This is a genomic window from Actinophytocola sp., assembly GCF_045807065.1.
Classification (GTDB): Bacteria; Actinomycetota; Actinomycetes; order Mycobacteriales; family Pseudonocardiaceae; genus Actinophytocola.
In genome coordinates, this window is sequence record NZ_JBJMIE010000601.1 from 15,525 (window position 1) to 29,227 (window position 13,703).

General features: G+C 72.4%; 13 protein-coding genes. 7 read left to right on the forward strand and 6 right to left on the reverse strand.

The annotated features are described in order from the left end of the window. Positions 1–2 precede the first annotated feature (2 nt). Complete coding sequence (locus ACJ73U_RS35165; RefSeq protein WP_407782074.1) at positions 3–386, forward strand: hypothetical protein; 384 nt, start codon at positions 3–5, stop codon at positions 384–386. Here the strand turns inward: ACJ73U_RS35165 and ACJ73U_RS35170 are convergent. Continuing rightward, positions 379–1,128, reverse strand: coding sequence for an SIR2 family NAD-dependent protein deacylase (locus tag ACJ73U_RS35170; protein WP_407782075.1), 750 nt, complete (start codon positions 1,126–1,128; stop codon positions 379–381). The two genes, ACJ73U_RS35165 and ACJ73U_RS35170, sit on opposite strands and share 8 nt — an antisense overlap. Beyond that, entirely contained in the window at positions 1,125–2,147 is a 1,023-nt protein-coding gene (locus tag ACJ73U_RS35175) for a PHP domain-containing protein (RefSeq protein ID WP_407782076.1), read from the reverse strand. The genes ACJ73U_RS35170 and ACJ73U_RS35175 overlap by 4 nt, the downstream gene beginning before the upstream one ends. A 215-nt stretch (positions 2,148–2,362) precedes the next feature. Between ACJ73U_RS35175 and ACJ73U_RS35180 the strand changes: the two genes are divergently transcribed. Both ACJ73U_RS35180 and ACJ73U_RS35185 read left to right on the forward strand, forming a co-directional pair. Next, positions 2,363–2,764 (forward strand): DUF3040 domain-containing protein, encoded by a 402-nt coding sequence (locus tag ACJ73U_RS35180; protein ID WP_407782077.1) that lies wholly within the window; start codon positions 2,363–2,365, stop codon positions 2,762–2,764. A gap of 148 nt (positions 2,765–2,912) precedes the next feature. Then, positions 2,913–4,484 carry an aldehyde dehydrogenase family protein gene (locus tag ACJ73U_RS35185; RefSeq protein WP_407782078.1) on the forward strand — a complete coding sequence of 524 codons (1,572 nt, stop codon included), beginning with the start codon at positions 2,913–2,915 and terminating at the stop codon, positions 4,482–4,484. Here ACJ73U_RS35185 and ACJ73U_RS35190 read toward each other — a convergent pair. Continuing rightward, positions 4,481–5,035, reverse strand: a complete 555-nt coding sequence (locus ACJ73U_RS35190) for a helix-turn-helix domain-containing protein (protein ID WP_407782079.1) — start codon at positions 5,033–5,035, stop codon at positions 4,481–4,483. The two genes, ACJ73U_RS35185 and ACJ73U_RS35190, sit on opposite strands and share 4 nt — an antisense overlap. Before the next feature lie 39 nt (positions 5,036–5,074). Here ACJ73U_RS35190 and ACJ73U_RS35195 point away from each other — a divergent pair, with 39 nt between their 5' ends. Beyond that, positions 5,075–5,599: an N-acetyltransferase family protein gene (locus ACJ73U_RS35195; protein ID WP_407782080.1), complete on the forward strand. Its 525-nt coding sequence runs from the start codon at positions 5,075–5,077 to the stop codon at positions 5,597–5,599. Between the two features lie 159 nt (positions 5,600–5,758). On the opposite strand, the gene ACJ73U_RS35200 is transcribed toward ACJ73U_RS35195, so the two are convergent. The 3 genes from ACJ73U_RS35200 to ACJ73U_RS35210 form a co-directional block, all read right to left on the reverse strand. Further along, on the reverse strand, positions 5,759–8,227 hold the full coding sequence (locus ACJ73U_RS35200) for a transglutaminaseTgpA domain-containing protein (RefSeq protein WP_407782081.1): 2,469 nt from the start codon (positions 8,225–8,227) through the stop codon (positions 5,759–5,761). Positions 8,228–8,242: 15 nt separating this feature from the next. Next, on the reverse strand, positions 8,243–9,496 hold the full coding sequence (locus ACJ73U_RS35205; protein ID WP_407782086.1) for a DUF58 domain-containing protein: 1,254 nt from the start codon (positions 9,494–9,496) through the stop codon (positions 8,243–8,245). A 127-nt stretch (positions 9,497–9,623) separates the two neighbouring features. Further along, positions 9,624–10,727 (reverse strand): AAA family ATPase, encoded by a 1,104-nt coding sequence (locus ACJ73U_RS35210; protein ID WP_407782082.1) that lies wholly within the window; start codon positions 10,725–10,727, stop codon positions 9,624–9,626. A 477-nt stretch (positions 10,728–11,204) separates the two neighbouring features. Here ACJ73U_RS35210 and mraZ point away from each other — a divergent pair, with 477 nt between their 5' ends. From mraZ to ACJ73U_RS35225, 3 genes are all read left to right on the forward strand, one after another. Further along, the gene (mraZ, locus tag ACJ73U_RS35215) at positions 11,205–11,636 is read left to right on the forward strand and encodes a division/cell wall cluster transcriptional repressor MraZ (RefSeq protein ID WP_407782083.1); all 432 of its coding nucleotides are present in this window, start codon (positions 11,205–11,207) and stop codon (positions 11,634–11,636) included. A 162-nt stretch (positions 11,637–11,798) separates the two neighbouring features. After that, on the forward strand, positions 11,799–12,746 hold the full coding sequence (rsmH, locus tag ACJ73U_RS35220) for a 16S rRNA (cytosine(1402)-N(4))-methyltransferase RsmH (protein ID WP_407782084.1): 948 nt from the start codon (positions 11,799–11,801) through the stop codon (positions 12,744–12,746). Then, complete coding sequence (locus ACJ73U_RS35225) at positions 12,743–13,396, forward strand: septum formation initiator (protein WP_407782085.1); 654 nt, start codon at positions 12,743–12,745, stop codon at positions 13,394–13,396. Before rsmH ends, ACJ73U_RS35225 begins: the two co-directional genes overlap by 4 nt. The last annotated feature ends 307 nt before the right edge of the window (positions 13,397–13,703 follow it).

Here is a 13,703-nt window from a genome sequence, read left to right on the forward strand (position 1 = left end):
CCATGGTCGGCAACCTGGTGTTGCTCGCGATCGCGGTGGTCGCGCCCAGCGCGTTGTTCTGGCTGCTCCTGCGGCTGCCCCGGACCGTTGACGCCGTGGGGGCCCATCTGCGGAAGCGGCGCGGACCCCAGCCGGACCGCCCGCCCATCGAGCGGCTCGCCGCCGATCTCCGGCGTGTGCACCGGGCGCTCACCGAGTTCCCCGCCGGCACGCCGGCGGTCCGTCGCCGGGCCACCAGGCAGGCCTACGACGCCCTGCTGATCCAGGCCTGCCAGGCCGTCGACGTGCCGCACCGGCTGGACACGATCAGCGAAGGCGTCGACCGGGAGGTCGAGCGTCTGCGGGTCGAGGAGGCACTTCAGGAAGCCGGCGTCCGCGTCAGCTGACCAGCGCCGGGAGCACCTCGCTCAGCGGGCCGCGCAGCACGACCGACGCCACGCCGTCGTACGGGGTCTCCGACGCGTTGCAGATGACCACCGTCGCGCCCGCCTGCGCCGCCAGCCCCACCAGGCCCGCCGCCGGCTGCACGGACAGCGAACTCCCCACGGCCAGCATCAGGTCGCAGGACAGCGCGGCGTCGCGCGCGGCCATCAGCACGTCGGTGTCCAGCGGCTGCCCGAAGGAGATGGTCGCGGACTTCAGGATGCCGCCGCACACCAGGCACGGCGGGTCGTCCTCACCGGCGGCCACCCGGTCGAGCGCCGCGCGCATCGGACGGCGGTCGGCGCAGGTCAGGCACACCGTTTCGTGCATCGTGCCGTGCAGTTCCAGGACCGACGTCGAGCCGGCGCGCTGGTGCAGGCCGTCGATGTTCTGGGTCACCAGTGCCACCAGCCGGCCCGCCCGTTCCAGCGAGACCAGGGCCTCGTGCGCGGCGTTGGGCGACGCCGTCCACGCGGGGTGTGCCAGCCGGGACTGCCACGAGCGGCGCCGCACCGCCGGGTCGTCGCGGTAGTCCTTGTACGACGACATGCGCTCGGCGGTCGGGTCGCGGGTCCACAGCCCGTTGGGGCCGCGGAAGTCCGGGATCCCCGAGTCGGTCGACACACCGGCGCCGGACAGCACGGTGATCCGCCTGGCCCCGGCCACGACCCGGACCCCGTCCGCCACGTCATCGGGCTCCCTCACCCGCCACCTCCGCCGCGCTCCGTCCACCGCACGATCTCGGCGGCTGTCCTGGTGTTGACCACCCGGTCGGCTGGCACGCCGCACTCCTCGGCACGTGCGCAGCCGTACTGCAGCCAGTCCAGCTGGCCCGGCGCGTGCGCGTCGCTGTCGATCGAGAACACGCAGCCCAGCTCCACGGCCATCCTCAGCAGGCGGCGCGGCGGGTCGAGCCGGTCCGGGCGGGAGTTGATCTCTACGGCCACCCCGTGCTCGCGGCACGCGGCGAACACCTGCTCCGCGTCGAACTCCGACTCCGGCCGGGGCCGGCCGCGCACGCGCCGGCCGGTGCAGTGCCCGAGGATGTCCAGGTGGGGATCGGCGACGGCCGCCAGCATGCGCCTGGTCATCTCCTGGCGCGGCATCCGCAGCTTGGAGTGGACGCTCCCGACCACCACGTCCAGCCGCGCCAGCAGTTCCGGCTCCTGGTCGAGCGCCCCGTCGTCGAGAATGTCGACCTCGATGCCGGTCAGGATCCGGAACGGCGCCAGTTCGCCGTTCAGCTCGGCCACCACGTCCAGCTGGCGGCGCAGGCGCTCGGCGGACAACCCGTTGGCGACCGTGAGCCGCGGCGAGTGGTCGGTCAGGACTATCCAGTCGTGCCCGAGCAGCTTCGCCGTCTCGGCCATCTCCCGGATCGGGCTGCCGCCGTCCGACCAGTCGGAGTGCGTGTGGCAGTCGCCCCGCAGGGCCGCCCGCAGGTCGTCGCCGCCGGGGACCAGCGGCGTCAGGCCGCCGGCCAGCAGGCGCTGGAGGTAGGTGGGGGACTCGCCGCGGGCCGCCTCGGTGATCACGGCCGCGGTCGTCCTGCCGATGGACGGCAGCGCGGTGAGGGTCCCGGCCGCCACCCGGGCGGCCAGCTCGCCGTCGCCCAGTCCGTCCACCACCGCCGCGGCGCGGCGAAATGCCTGTACCTTGTGTGTGGGCTCGGCTACACGTTCGAGTAGGAACGCGATCTGCCGAAGGGCGGTCGCCGGGTCCATCAACCCACCTGACTAGGGCCGAGCGGCCTAGTGGCACACTCGGGATCGGCCGGGTTTTGCTGATGCATACGACCATGATTCCGGATCGGGTAGTCGCGGAGGCTCGCGGCTCGTATCCTGGAGGGTGACGCCCCCACAGTGGGGCGCCCGCCGGGTCCGGCGGCCATGACCCGTATCGCCCGGCGCTCGCGACCGCTGTGCCGGAGGAGGAACTGATGCCACTCTCCGAGCACGAGCAGCGACTGCTCGACCAGATTGAGCGTGCGCTTTACGCCGAGGATCCCAAATTCGCCTCCAGCGTGCGGGGTGCACGACTGCGCCGCCCCTCACGGCGTCGACGCCTCCAGGGCATCGCGCTGTTCGTGCTGGGTGTCGCCCTTCTGGTCCTGGGAGTCATCCTGCCGCTGAAGCCTGGCGGTGTTCCCGTAGTCAGCTTGCTCGGCTTCCTGGTCATGTTCTTCGGTGCGCTGCTCACGCTCTCCGCCATACGACGAGGCGGGGACGGCGAGGAGGCCGCCGAGAACGGTGAAGGTGGAGGCACGCCCAAGGCGCGCCGAAGCTCGTTCTCGCAACGGATGGAGGACCGCTTCCGCAAGCGGTTCGAAGACGAGCCGTAGCCAGGTACCACTGGGGGAGTCGGGCGTCTCCAACAGGGGCACCCGGCCCTCTTTCTGGGCGTGACGTCCGACGCAGACTCTATGACTTCTCCATCGTGACGGGTAACCATCGTTGACGGGATCTCGTCCATGCGATGGAGGTTTGGTCGTGGCTTTGCGCATCCCCGAGCACGCACAGTGGGCGCGGTTGACGGAACGGGTCGCCCAGGTGGCACCCGAGGGCTTCGCCGGTGACCGCCTGCGGAACCTGTACGAGGGCCGTTGGCAGGACGGCGGCGAGCGGTCCCCGATGACCTCGCCGGTCGACCAGTCCACGATCGGTCAGCTGTCGAAGATCGACGAGCCGACCGCGCAGAAGGCGGTGTCGGCCGCGCACCAGCAGCACCGCGAGTGGGCGGACGTGCCGCTCGCCGAGCGCAAGGCCCGCGTCACGGCGGCGGTCGACGCGATGACCGAGGTCCGCGACGACCTCGCGCTGCTGCTCGCCTGGGAGATCGGCAAGCCGTGGAAGCTGGCCTGCGCGGACGTGGACCGCGCGCTGGACGGCGTCCGCTGGTACCTCGAGAACGTCGACGAGATGCTCGCGACCGACGCCCACGGCCGCCCGTTCGAGCGCACGCCGCTGTCGGGTCCGGTCAGCAACATCGCGAGCTGGAACTACCCCATGTCGGTGCTGGTGCACGCCGAGCTGGTCCAGCTCCTGGCCGGCAACGCGGTGATCGCCAAGACCCCGACGCAGGGCGGCGCGGTGTGCCTCACCGTCGCGCACGCCCTCATGAACGACGCCGGCCTGCCGGTCACGCTGGTGTCGGGGGACGGCTCGAAGCTGTCCGGCGCGCTGGTGCGGTCGATGGAGATCGGCGCGCTCGCGTTCGTCGGTGGCCGCGACAACGGCGGCAAGGTCGCCGCGCAGCTCGTCGACACCGGCAAGCGGCACATGCTCGAGCAGGAGGGCCTGAACTGCTGGGGCATCTGGGAGTTCTCCGACTGGGACGGTCTCGCGAAGCACCTGAAGAAGGGCTTCGAGTACGCCAAGCAGCGCTGCACCGCCTACCCGCGGTTCGTGGTCCAGCGCGAGCTGGTGGACTCGTTCCTCGCGACGTACCTGCCGGTCGTGCAGTCGATCAGGTTCGGGCACCCGCTGGCGGCCGACGCCGACGACGAGAAGGCGGAGCTGCCGAGCCTGGACTTCGGGTCGCTGATCTCCGCCGCCAAGGCGCGGGACCTGGGCAAGCGGGTGGCGGAGGCCCTGCGCCACGGCGCGGTGCCGCTGTACCGCGGCTCGCTCGACCAGGGCCGGTTCCTGCCGGGGCAGGACACGTCCGCGTACGTCGCGCCGACCACCCTGCTCGCCCCGCCCGGCGCGTCGCGGCTCATGCACGAGGAGCCGTTCGGCCCGGTCGACACGATCGTCGTGGTGGACACCAAGGCCGAGCTGCTGGCGCAGATGAACGCGTCCAACGGCGCGCTCGTGGCGACCATCGCGTGTGACGACGAGGACCTGGCGAGCGACCTGGCCGAGCACGTCCAGGCGTTCAAGGTCGGCATCAACAAGCCCCGCTCCCGCGGCGACCGCGAGGAGCCCTTCGGCGGGCGCGGCGGGTCGTGGAAGGGCGCGTTCGTCGGCGGCGTGCACCTGGTCCACGCCGTCACGCAGGGACCGGTGGACGAGCTGCTGTACGGCAACTTCCCCGACTACAACCGCTACCCGGCGGTCTAGCGCCTGGCCAGCACCACCAGGTACCGGCACGGCGCGTCGCTCCTGTTGACGTACGCGCAGGGTTGCGGCGCGCCGAGCTGGAGGCAGTCACCCGGGCCGAGGTCGTGCTCGACGTCCCCCTCGCGGAACGTCAGCCGGCCGGCCAGGACCCAGATCTGGTGGTGCGCCAGCGCGTACGACTCGGCGGGCTGGGCGACCTCGGCGCCGGCGGGCAGCTCGACATGGACCAGTTCGAGCGGCCCGCCGGCCACCGGGGAGACCGCGCGGCGGACGTAGCCGGTCTCCGGGTCGGTCCAGGTGGGCTGGTCGTCCTTCCTGGCAAGCCGCTTCTGGTCCTGCTCGGCACGCGCGACCAGCTCCGAGAGCGTCATGCCCAGCGCCGCCGCGAGCCGGGACAGCAGCACGGCGGTCGGCTGGGTCTCGCCGCGCTCGATCTTGCTGATCATGGCCCGGGAGACGCCGGAGCGGTCGGCGAGCGCGCCGCCGGAGAGGCCGCGGGCCTGGCGGGCGGCCTGCAGTGTGGTCGCTATCGCCGTGCTGAGGTCAGTCACGTCTTCACAATAGTGGACGTTCTGCCTACTATCTTTGACATGTTGATCAGGGACGCGTCGGCGCCGGGGGACGCGGCGGCCTGCGCGGCGATCTACGCGCCGTACGTGCGGGACACGGCGATCACGTTCGAGTACGAGCCGCCGCCGGTCGAGGAGATGGCGGCGCGGATCGAGGCGGCGCGGCGCGGCCACGCCTGGCTGGTGGCCGAGGAGGACGACCGGGTCCTCGGCTACGCGTACGGCGGCCCGTTCAAGGCGCGCGCGGCGTACCGGTGGTCGTGCGAGGTCAGTGTGTACGTCGAGGTGGGCCGCCGCCGCACGGGCGCCGGCCGCGCCCTGTACGAGGCGCTGTTCGCCCGCCTGACCGCGCGCGGCTACCTCACGGCGGCGGCGGGCATCACCCTGCCGAACGACGCCAGCGAGGGCCTGCACAAGGCGATGGGCTTCGAACCGGTCGGCGTCTACCGCCGCATCGGCTGGAAGCACGGCGCCTGGCACGACGTCGCCTGGTCCCAGCGCCACCTCGCCGCCCCACCGCCACCCCCACCAACCGAACCCACCTGACCCCGCGTGTCCAACGCACAGAGCCCGCGTGTCCAACACTCCGGACCCGCGTGTCCAACGCACCGGACACGCGAGTTCAACAAATCCGGCACGCACGATTTGTCGAACTCACCAGTCCCGCCGGTTGGACACGCGCGTTCTGGGGGTTGGACACGCGGGTTAGCGGCGGAGGACCGAGCGGGGGATCAGGCGGGCGCGCCAGCCCAGGGGGGAGTTGCGGCGGATGTCGTCCAGCAGGTCGTCGTAGGCCGGGGCCAGGGTGGGGTCGGGGTGTTCCTGACCGCCGTACCAGTTGCGTTCGACCTCGCTGACGACCGTGCGCAGGGCGCGTTTGCCGCCGTCGTCGAGGGAGTGCTCGCGGGCCATGCGGCGCGCGGCCGTGCGGACCGTCTCCGTCGAGCCGACCTCGATGCCCCGGTCACGGGACTCGGCCAGCAGTTCCGACCACGCCGACGTCGCCGCGTTCGGGCCACCGGTGTGCACCTGGTGGCGGTGCGACAGCCGTTGCCGCTCCCTGATGACGCCCGGCGCGGCCGCCAGCATCAGCACCACGACGAGCGCCGACAACCACCACGAGACCAGGGACGCGAGCCACACCAGCACGAGGCCCCACAGGACCACCGCGACCGGCAGCAGCACCCGTCGCCTGTGTGGCCGGCGGCCACTGGACGCCGCGGCCACCGTCGCCCCGGCGGCCGCCGCGACGAGCCCGGCGGTCACCAACCACACCCACAGGGACAGGCCGGTCTCCGCGTTGCCGCCGGCCGCGCCGCCGGCCTGCGTCCGGTCGCCGTTCTGCGTCGTGGTGGTCGGCCCGGCGGGCGCGGCCTGCGTGGACGAGGACGGGTTCTGCTCCTTCGGGTCGTCCTGCGGGCCGCTCGGGCTACCGCCGGAGGCGTAGGGCGGTTCGTACGCCGTGCCGTCGGACAGCGGCGTCGAGTCGAACGTCACCCAGCCGCTGTGCGGGAAGAACACCTCGACCCACGCGTGGGCGTTCTGTGTGGTGATGGTCCGGTAGTCGCCGTTCTGGTAGCCGGCCGTGTACCCCATCGCGACCCGGGACGGGATGTTCGCCGCGCGCAGCAGGATCGCCGTCGCCGACGCGTACTGCTCGCAGAACCCGGCCTTGCTGTTGAACAGGAAGTCCTCGAGCCCGCTCTCGTCGCTGCCGACGGCGGTCTGCGTGTCGTACCGGAAGCCGTTCGCGGGGTCGAAGTAGGCCAGGATGGCGAGCACCCGGTCGTACGTGGTGTTCCGGCCGGAGGTCAGCCTGTTCGCGAGGTCCTGCACCTTGGGGCTGATGCCGTCCTTGCGCAGGTAGACGTCGGAGATCTGGTCGGTGCCGGTGAACAGGCCCTCTCCCGCCAGCTCCTCGGAGGTCGGCGTGGTGAGGTCCGCGTCCTCCGTGTAGGACGCCAGGGTGCGGGACTCCGGCCCGTAGACCATGCCGCTGTCCTCGTCGTAGCGCATGTCGTCGGGCAGGCCGGTGAGGCGCACCGGGTTGCCGGCCAGCACCGCCCAGTAGTCCGCGGAGTGGACCGCCTCCACCTGGATGGACGTCGTCTGGAGGCCACGCGGGTTCTCACGCAGGCCGGGCGAGTCGAGCGGACAGCAGAGCGACCGGCCGGCGGGCATCTCCTTGGTGTCCCGCCGCCAGCCGAAGCTCTTGTCGTAGGACGGCAGGGTGATGGCCCGCAGGTAGCGGCGGTTGTCACCCATGCCGTGGACGCGGAACAGCTCGACGTTGCCCTCCTGGTCGAGCATGCCGCGCAGCGAGGTGAACGGGTTCAGCCCCAGCCCGCCCTGGCCGGCGCCGTCGTTGCCGCCGGGCAGTTGGCCGACCGTGCCGATCCAGGTCACGGTGGCACCGGCGAGCAACGCGATCGCCACCGCACCGGACACCAGCGCCGCCGGCCCGCCGAAGCCGCCGCTCGTGCCCTGGACGGTCGGCCGGTTGCGCCACATCTGGTGCCGGTGCGCCCCGTCCACCGCCAGCAGCGCCGCGAACGACACCGCGCCGAGGATGAACGCCCACCACGGCAGCATCTCGTCGGCGAGCGACGCCGGCACCGCGTACACGCACAGCAGCACCAGTCCCGACGCGGCCGGCGTGCCGGCGGACACCGCCAGCGTGTCCACCAGCACCGCGACCAGCCCGATCGCGATCACCACGAGGCACAGCACGGCCTGGGTGGCCGGCACGGGCGGCACCCCGGTCCGCACGACCTCGACCGAGTTGGCGAGGACCGTGCCGAGGTCGGAGAGCGCGGTCGGCCCGGGGAGGACGCCCAGGATCCCGCTGTCGGTGAACAACGCGACGAGCAGGCACAGGATGGCGAACAGCTGCGCGAGGCCGACCAGCAGGACCGGCGTGCGGATGGCCCGCAGCCCCAGCCCGATCGCGGCGACCACGGTGACCGCCACGCCCGCGTAACCCCACCAGCGCAGGCCCTCGATCACGCCGGACAGCGCGAGCGAGGCGCACAGCGTGGTGACGGCCGCGACGATCGGGGTGACGGTCATGGACCACTGCGCCGACGTCAACTCGCCGCCGGTGGCCGGGGGTGGCGGCCCGGACGGCCGGCCGGGCATGGGAGCCGGAGGTCTGGTGGGTGTGACTGTCGCCATGGTGTGAGTCCCCTGCTAACCGGTGATGACCGTGGCCGCGCGGCTGCCGTGGGTGCGGCACAGCGTGGCCCACGTCGCTGTCATCGGGATGTTCGGCCGGGCCACTGTCACGCCCCAGCCGGCGCCGCGCAGCAGCGCGGTGGCACCGTCAAGGTCGGAGCCCGGACCGCCCTCGCCCCACGCCGCCGTGTCCAGCAGCACCGCGAGGCTGCGGTTGCCCCGCGGCCGCTGGCTGATCAGCTGTGACAGCGCCTCCGGTGCGGTGGCACCCAGGACAGCGATCAGCTCCTGCCCGCCCGCCGGGTCCGAGTGGCTGTCCAGGGAGGGCGCCGGCGTGGCCTGCAGCGCGGCCAGCGCGTCCAGCACCGCGTTGTCGTTGTGCGTGCCGTCGCCCGAGTCCCGCACGATCAGCCCGCCGGACTGGGTGACGAGGCGGATCCGCTGGCCGTAGCGGTGCAGGTGCAGGCAGACGCTGGCGGCGAAGGACACCGCCCACTCCAGGCTCGAGGTGGCGCCCGAGCCGCTGTGCGCGGCCGCCCGGTGGTCGAGCAATACAGTCGTACCGCCACGCCACGGGCGTTCCTCGACCCGGACCATCATCTCGTCGCGCTTGGCGGTCGAGCGCCAGTGCACCTTCCGCAGGTCGTCGCCCTGCCGGTACGGCCGCACGATCGCGTCGTCCTCGCCCTGGCCGGCGTTGAGCCGCACCGACCCGTCGTCGCCGGAGCCGAGCCCCGACCCGCCCGGCACGCCGACCAGCTTCACCACGCGCGGCACCACGACCAGCCGCGACGTGCCGGCCAGCTCGCGCTCGAACTCGGCCAGCCCGAACGGGTCGGTGATCGTCGCCTTCAGCGGACCGAGCTGTTGGACGCCGCGCAGGGCCGGCTGCACGTGGTAGCGCAGCCGCGTGCCGGTGTGCCGGGGCAGGTGCTCGATGACGAACCGCGGCCTGCCGCCCAGCGAGTACGGCACCCCGTCGGCCACCAGCAGCCCACCCGTCGGCAGCCGGCCGGTGGACGTGATGTGCAGGGTCACCTCGGCCCGCCCCCCGACAGGGGTGCGGACGGGCACGATCTGCCGCTGGGCGTGCAGGCCGACGCGCGCGACGGCGGTCAGCAGGCACACGAGGATCGGCAGGGCCACCACGAACACGGACACGCGCAGCAGGTCCCGCTCGTTCAACACGACCGAGCACAGCGCGGCCGCGAGCCCCGCCGCGAGGAGGCAGCGCCCCCGCGTGGTCAGGCCCGACAGCGCACCCTTCAACGGCCGCGCCACGGCGCCCCCTCACCCGCTCCGTGGCGCCGGGATGCTCCGCAGGCTCCGCTGGCCCGGCGCCCTCCGCGGGTTCGGTGGCGCCGTGAATGTCCTCGGTTCGCTCCGCTCACGGGGGCTACCTCGCCCCGCGCGGGGCACCGCCGTGCTGCGGCACCGGCACCCGCTGCACCAGCGCGCGGATCAGGTCGGCCGGCGCGCGGCGCCCGGCCTGGGCCTCCGGGGTGAGCACGAGCCGGTGCGCCAGCACGGACACGGCCACCGCGTGCACGTCGTCGGGGACGACGAAGTCACGGCCCGACAGCGCCGCCTGCGCGCGGGCCGCCCGCACCAGGTGCAGCGTGGACCGCGGCGACGCGCCGATCCGGATCTCGGGCAGCCGCCGCGTCGTGGAGACGAGCTCGACGGCGTAGCGGCGGATTTCGGGGGAGAGCTTGACCGCGCGGACGGTCTCGACCAGGTTCTTGACCTGCTCGGCGTGCGACACCGGCTGCAGGTCGCCCAGCGGGTTGTGGCCGGCGTGCTCGTCGACCATGGCCAGCTCGGCGGCCGGGTCCGGGTAGCCGATCGACACCCGGGCGGTGAACCGGTCGCGCTGCGCCTCGGGCAGGGCGTAGGTGCCCTCCATCTCGATCGGGTTCTGGGTCGCGATGACCATGAACGGCGCCTCGAGGTGGTAGGTCTTGCCGTCGACGGTGACCTGCTCCTCCTCCATGCACTCGAGCAGCGCCGACTGCGTCTTGGGGGAGGCGCGGTTGATCTCGTCGCCGACCACGATGTTCGCGAAGACCGGGCCGGGCCGGAACTCGAACTCGTTGGTCTGCCGGTTGAAGATCGAGACGCCGGTGACGTCCGACGGCAGCAGGTCGGGGGTGAACTGGATGCGGCTGACCGTGCAGTCGATCGACCGGGCCAGTGCCTTGGCGAGGGACGTCTTGCCCACGCCGGGCACGTCCTCCACCAGCAGGTGCCCCTCCGCGAGGAGCGTGACGAGCGCGATGCGCACGACCTCGGGCTTGCCGACCAGCACCCGCTCCACGTTGGCGGCGATCCGCTGCGCGGCGGCGCCCAGCTCGTCCAGCGGCGAGGCCTGGCGGAAGTGGTTGTTGTTCGGCGTGTGCTCGACGGTCGGGTGGCCCGCACCACCCGAGAGCTGTTGCGCGTAGGGGTCGCCCGGGTACGGGTTGCCGGACAGCGCCGATGGCGGGGTACTCGACGTCACGCGACCTCCTGTGAACTTCGTCGGCATTGAGCCTGCTACGAAGTGTGTCAAACCTGTGAGAAGTGCCCCAGATCCTCTGTTACAAGAGAGGAGTACAAGGGTCGTCTCTTACCTATCTTCTACGCCTGTTCCCCCGCGCGTGCGCGAACCGCCGGATTCCCCCCACCTCGCACCACCAGGTTCCCCACATCTCCCCACGTCGAACCTCCTGGCGCCCTGGTTGGACGCAAGTGACTCCGTTCGGTTGCCTCTTCGAGAGCTTCCGGCTGCCCCGACAGGCACCCGGTCGGGGGAGTCCCACCACCGTCCCCCACCGCGCCCCCCACGCGTTCACCAGGGCAAATGCCCGTCCAGCGTCCGGTGAGCGGTGTCATTCGCCGTTGACTGTGGTGAAAAGTGGGGTACGGTGGCCGCAAGTGGGGCGGAAGGGGGCTCCATGGCTGGTCCGCACGGACCGGTGGGGAGGTGCGGACCCTGATGTTCCTCGGTACGCACACCCCGAAGCTGGACGACAAGGGGCGGCTCACGCTGCCTGCCAAGTTCCGGGACGCGCTCGCGGGTGGGCTGATGGTCACCAAGGGACAGGACCACTGTCTTTACGTCTTCCCGCGTACCGAGTTCGAGGAGATGGCACGCAAGGTGGCAGCGGCGCCCCTGACGAACGAGGCGGTTCGCGCCTTCCAGCGGTACCTGTTCGCCGGCACCGACGAGCAGCGTCCCGATGGACAGGGGCGGGTCGTGATCGCACCGGAGCTTCGGCGCTACGCCGGGCTGACCAAGGAGTGCGTGGTCATCGGCGCGGTCACCCGCCTGGAGATCTGGGACGCGCAGGCGTGGCAGATCTACCAGGACGAACACGAGGACGCCTACTCCCAGGCACGGGAGGAGGTCCTGCCCGGCGTGTTCTGACGGGAACAACGGGCACGGCGCGGGTGTCGCGAGGCCTCCGTTCCGCTCGCTTTCGACCCTGGCACACCTTCCCCGGCGCCAGGTGCGACGAGCGGGCGGGGACCTGGCGGCATCCGCTTCAACGTCTAGGTGGGAGAGAGCGGGAGAGGGGGTGGATTTGGCATGCCCGAGCACGTTCCGGTGCTGCTCGAGCGGGTGCTGGCGTTGTTCGAGCCGGCGCTGTCCGTGCCGGACGCCATCCTCGTGGACTGCACCCTCGGCCTCGGCGGTCATGCCGAAGCCCTGCTCGCGGCCCATCCCGCGCTGGTACTCGTCGGCCTGGACCGGGACCCTACCGCCCTGGCGCGCTCGCGGGAGCGGCTGGCCGGATACGGCGACCGGGTACACCTCGTGCACGCCGTCTACGACGAGCTGCCCTCCGTGCTCTCCCGGCTGGGCATGACCACGGTCGCCGGTGTGCTCATGGACCTCGGTGTGTCCTCCATGCAGCTGGACGTGGCCGACCGCGGGTTCGCCTACGCGCGGGACGCGCCGCTGGACATGCGGATGGACCCGACGGCCGAGCTGACCGCCGCCGAGGTGCTGAACACGTACCCGCCGGGCGAGCTGGTCCGGATCCTGCGCGTGTACGGCGAGGAGCGGTTCGCGAAGCGGATCGTCGACCGGGTCGTGCGGGAGCGGGCGAAGTCGCCGTTCACGTCGAGCGGGCGCCTCGTGGAGCTGCTGTACGAGGCGGTGCCGGCGGCGTCGCGGCGTACCGGCGGGCACCCGGCCAAGCGGACCTTCCAGGCGTTGCGCATCGAGGTCAACGGCGAGCTGGACGCGTTGCGTGCGGCGCTGCCCGCCGCCCTGTCCGCGTTGCGCGTCGGCGGGCGGATCGTCGTCGAGTCCTACCAGTCACTGGAGGACCGGCTGGTCAAGCAGGCTTTCGCCGAGCTGGCCAGGTCCCGGACACCCGAGGGCCTGCCGGTGGAGCTGCCGGGCCACGGCCCCCAGCTCCGGTTGCTGACTCGTGGCGCCGAGCAGGCCGACGAGCAGGAGATCGAACACAACCCGCGGGCGGCCTCGGTCCGGTTGCGTGCGGCCGAACGGATTCTGGAGGCGGCATGACTGTCCAGACCGAGTCGACGCGTGCCCGGAAGCGACCCGTCCCTTCCGACACCGTCGCGGTGCCGGAGACGGAGCCCCGCCGGTGGGCTGCCCCTGGCCGCTCCCGCACGGCGGCGGCCCAGCGCGCCTACGCCCGCCGCGCCCAGCGCGAGGGCCGGCGGATCGAACGCCCGGTGGAGGACGACCTCGACCGCGGCGCCGGCAGGGTGCCGTTCGCGGTCCTGATCATCGTGGTGCTCACGGTCGGCGTCGCGGCCACGCTGTGGCTGTCCACCCAGGCGGCCGCGGACTCCTACCACCTGGAGCAGGCCAAGCAGGAGGCCGACCGCCTGTCCGAACGCGCGGCGCAGCTGCAGCGCGAGGTGACGGAGAAGGAGTCGGCGGCGTCCCTGGCCGAGCGCGCGAAGGCCATGGGCATGGTCCCGGCCGGCGATCCGGCACGCCTGATCGTCCAGTCGGACGGCACCGTCGTGCTCGTGGGCGAGCCGAAGCCGGTGCAGGCTCCCACGCCGACGCCACCGCCGACGGGCGCAACCACGACGAACCAGCCCGGCGGCCAGACCCAGGACGGCCAGGCGCAGTCGGGGCAGCCCACGGGTGGGCAGCCGGCGGGTGGGCAGCAGGGCGGCCCCGGGCAGGGAGCCGGCTGATGTACGCGACCGCACGGCCGGCCCTCACCGGCTGGCCGTCACCGCCACCCGCTTCACTGATCCGCGAAAACCGCCGTTCGCCCGGTTCGCGCCCAGAACGCAGGCAGCCCCCACCCGATCCCGGGGGTTCTACTGGCGGGGGCGGACAGAACCGCTGGTCGAGCGGGGCTGTGGACAACTTTCGCCGCCGAGTCCGAGCGAACGGGACTGTGGTGTGGTCGGCGCCGGGAGACGGTGCCTGATGCCTGGCCAGCCGAGGAGTGCGGGGTACGGCCGGCGTCCCGGGGCGCCCGAGGCGGAAGCCGAA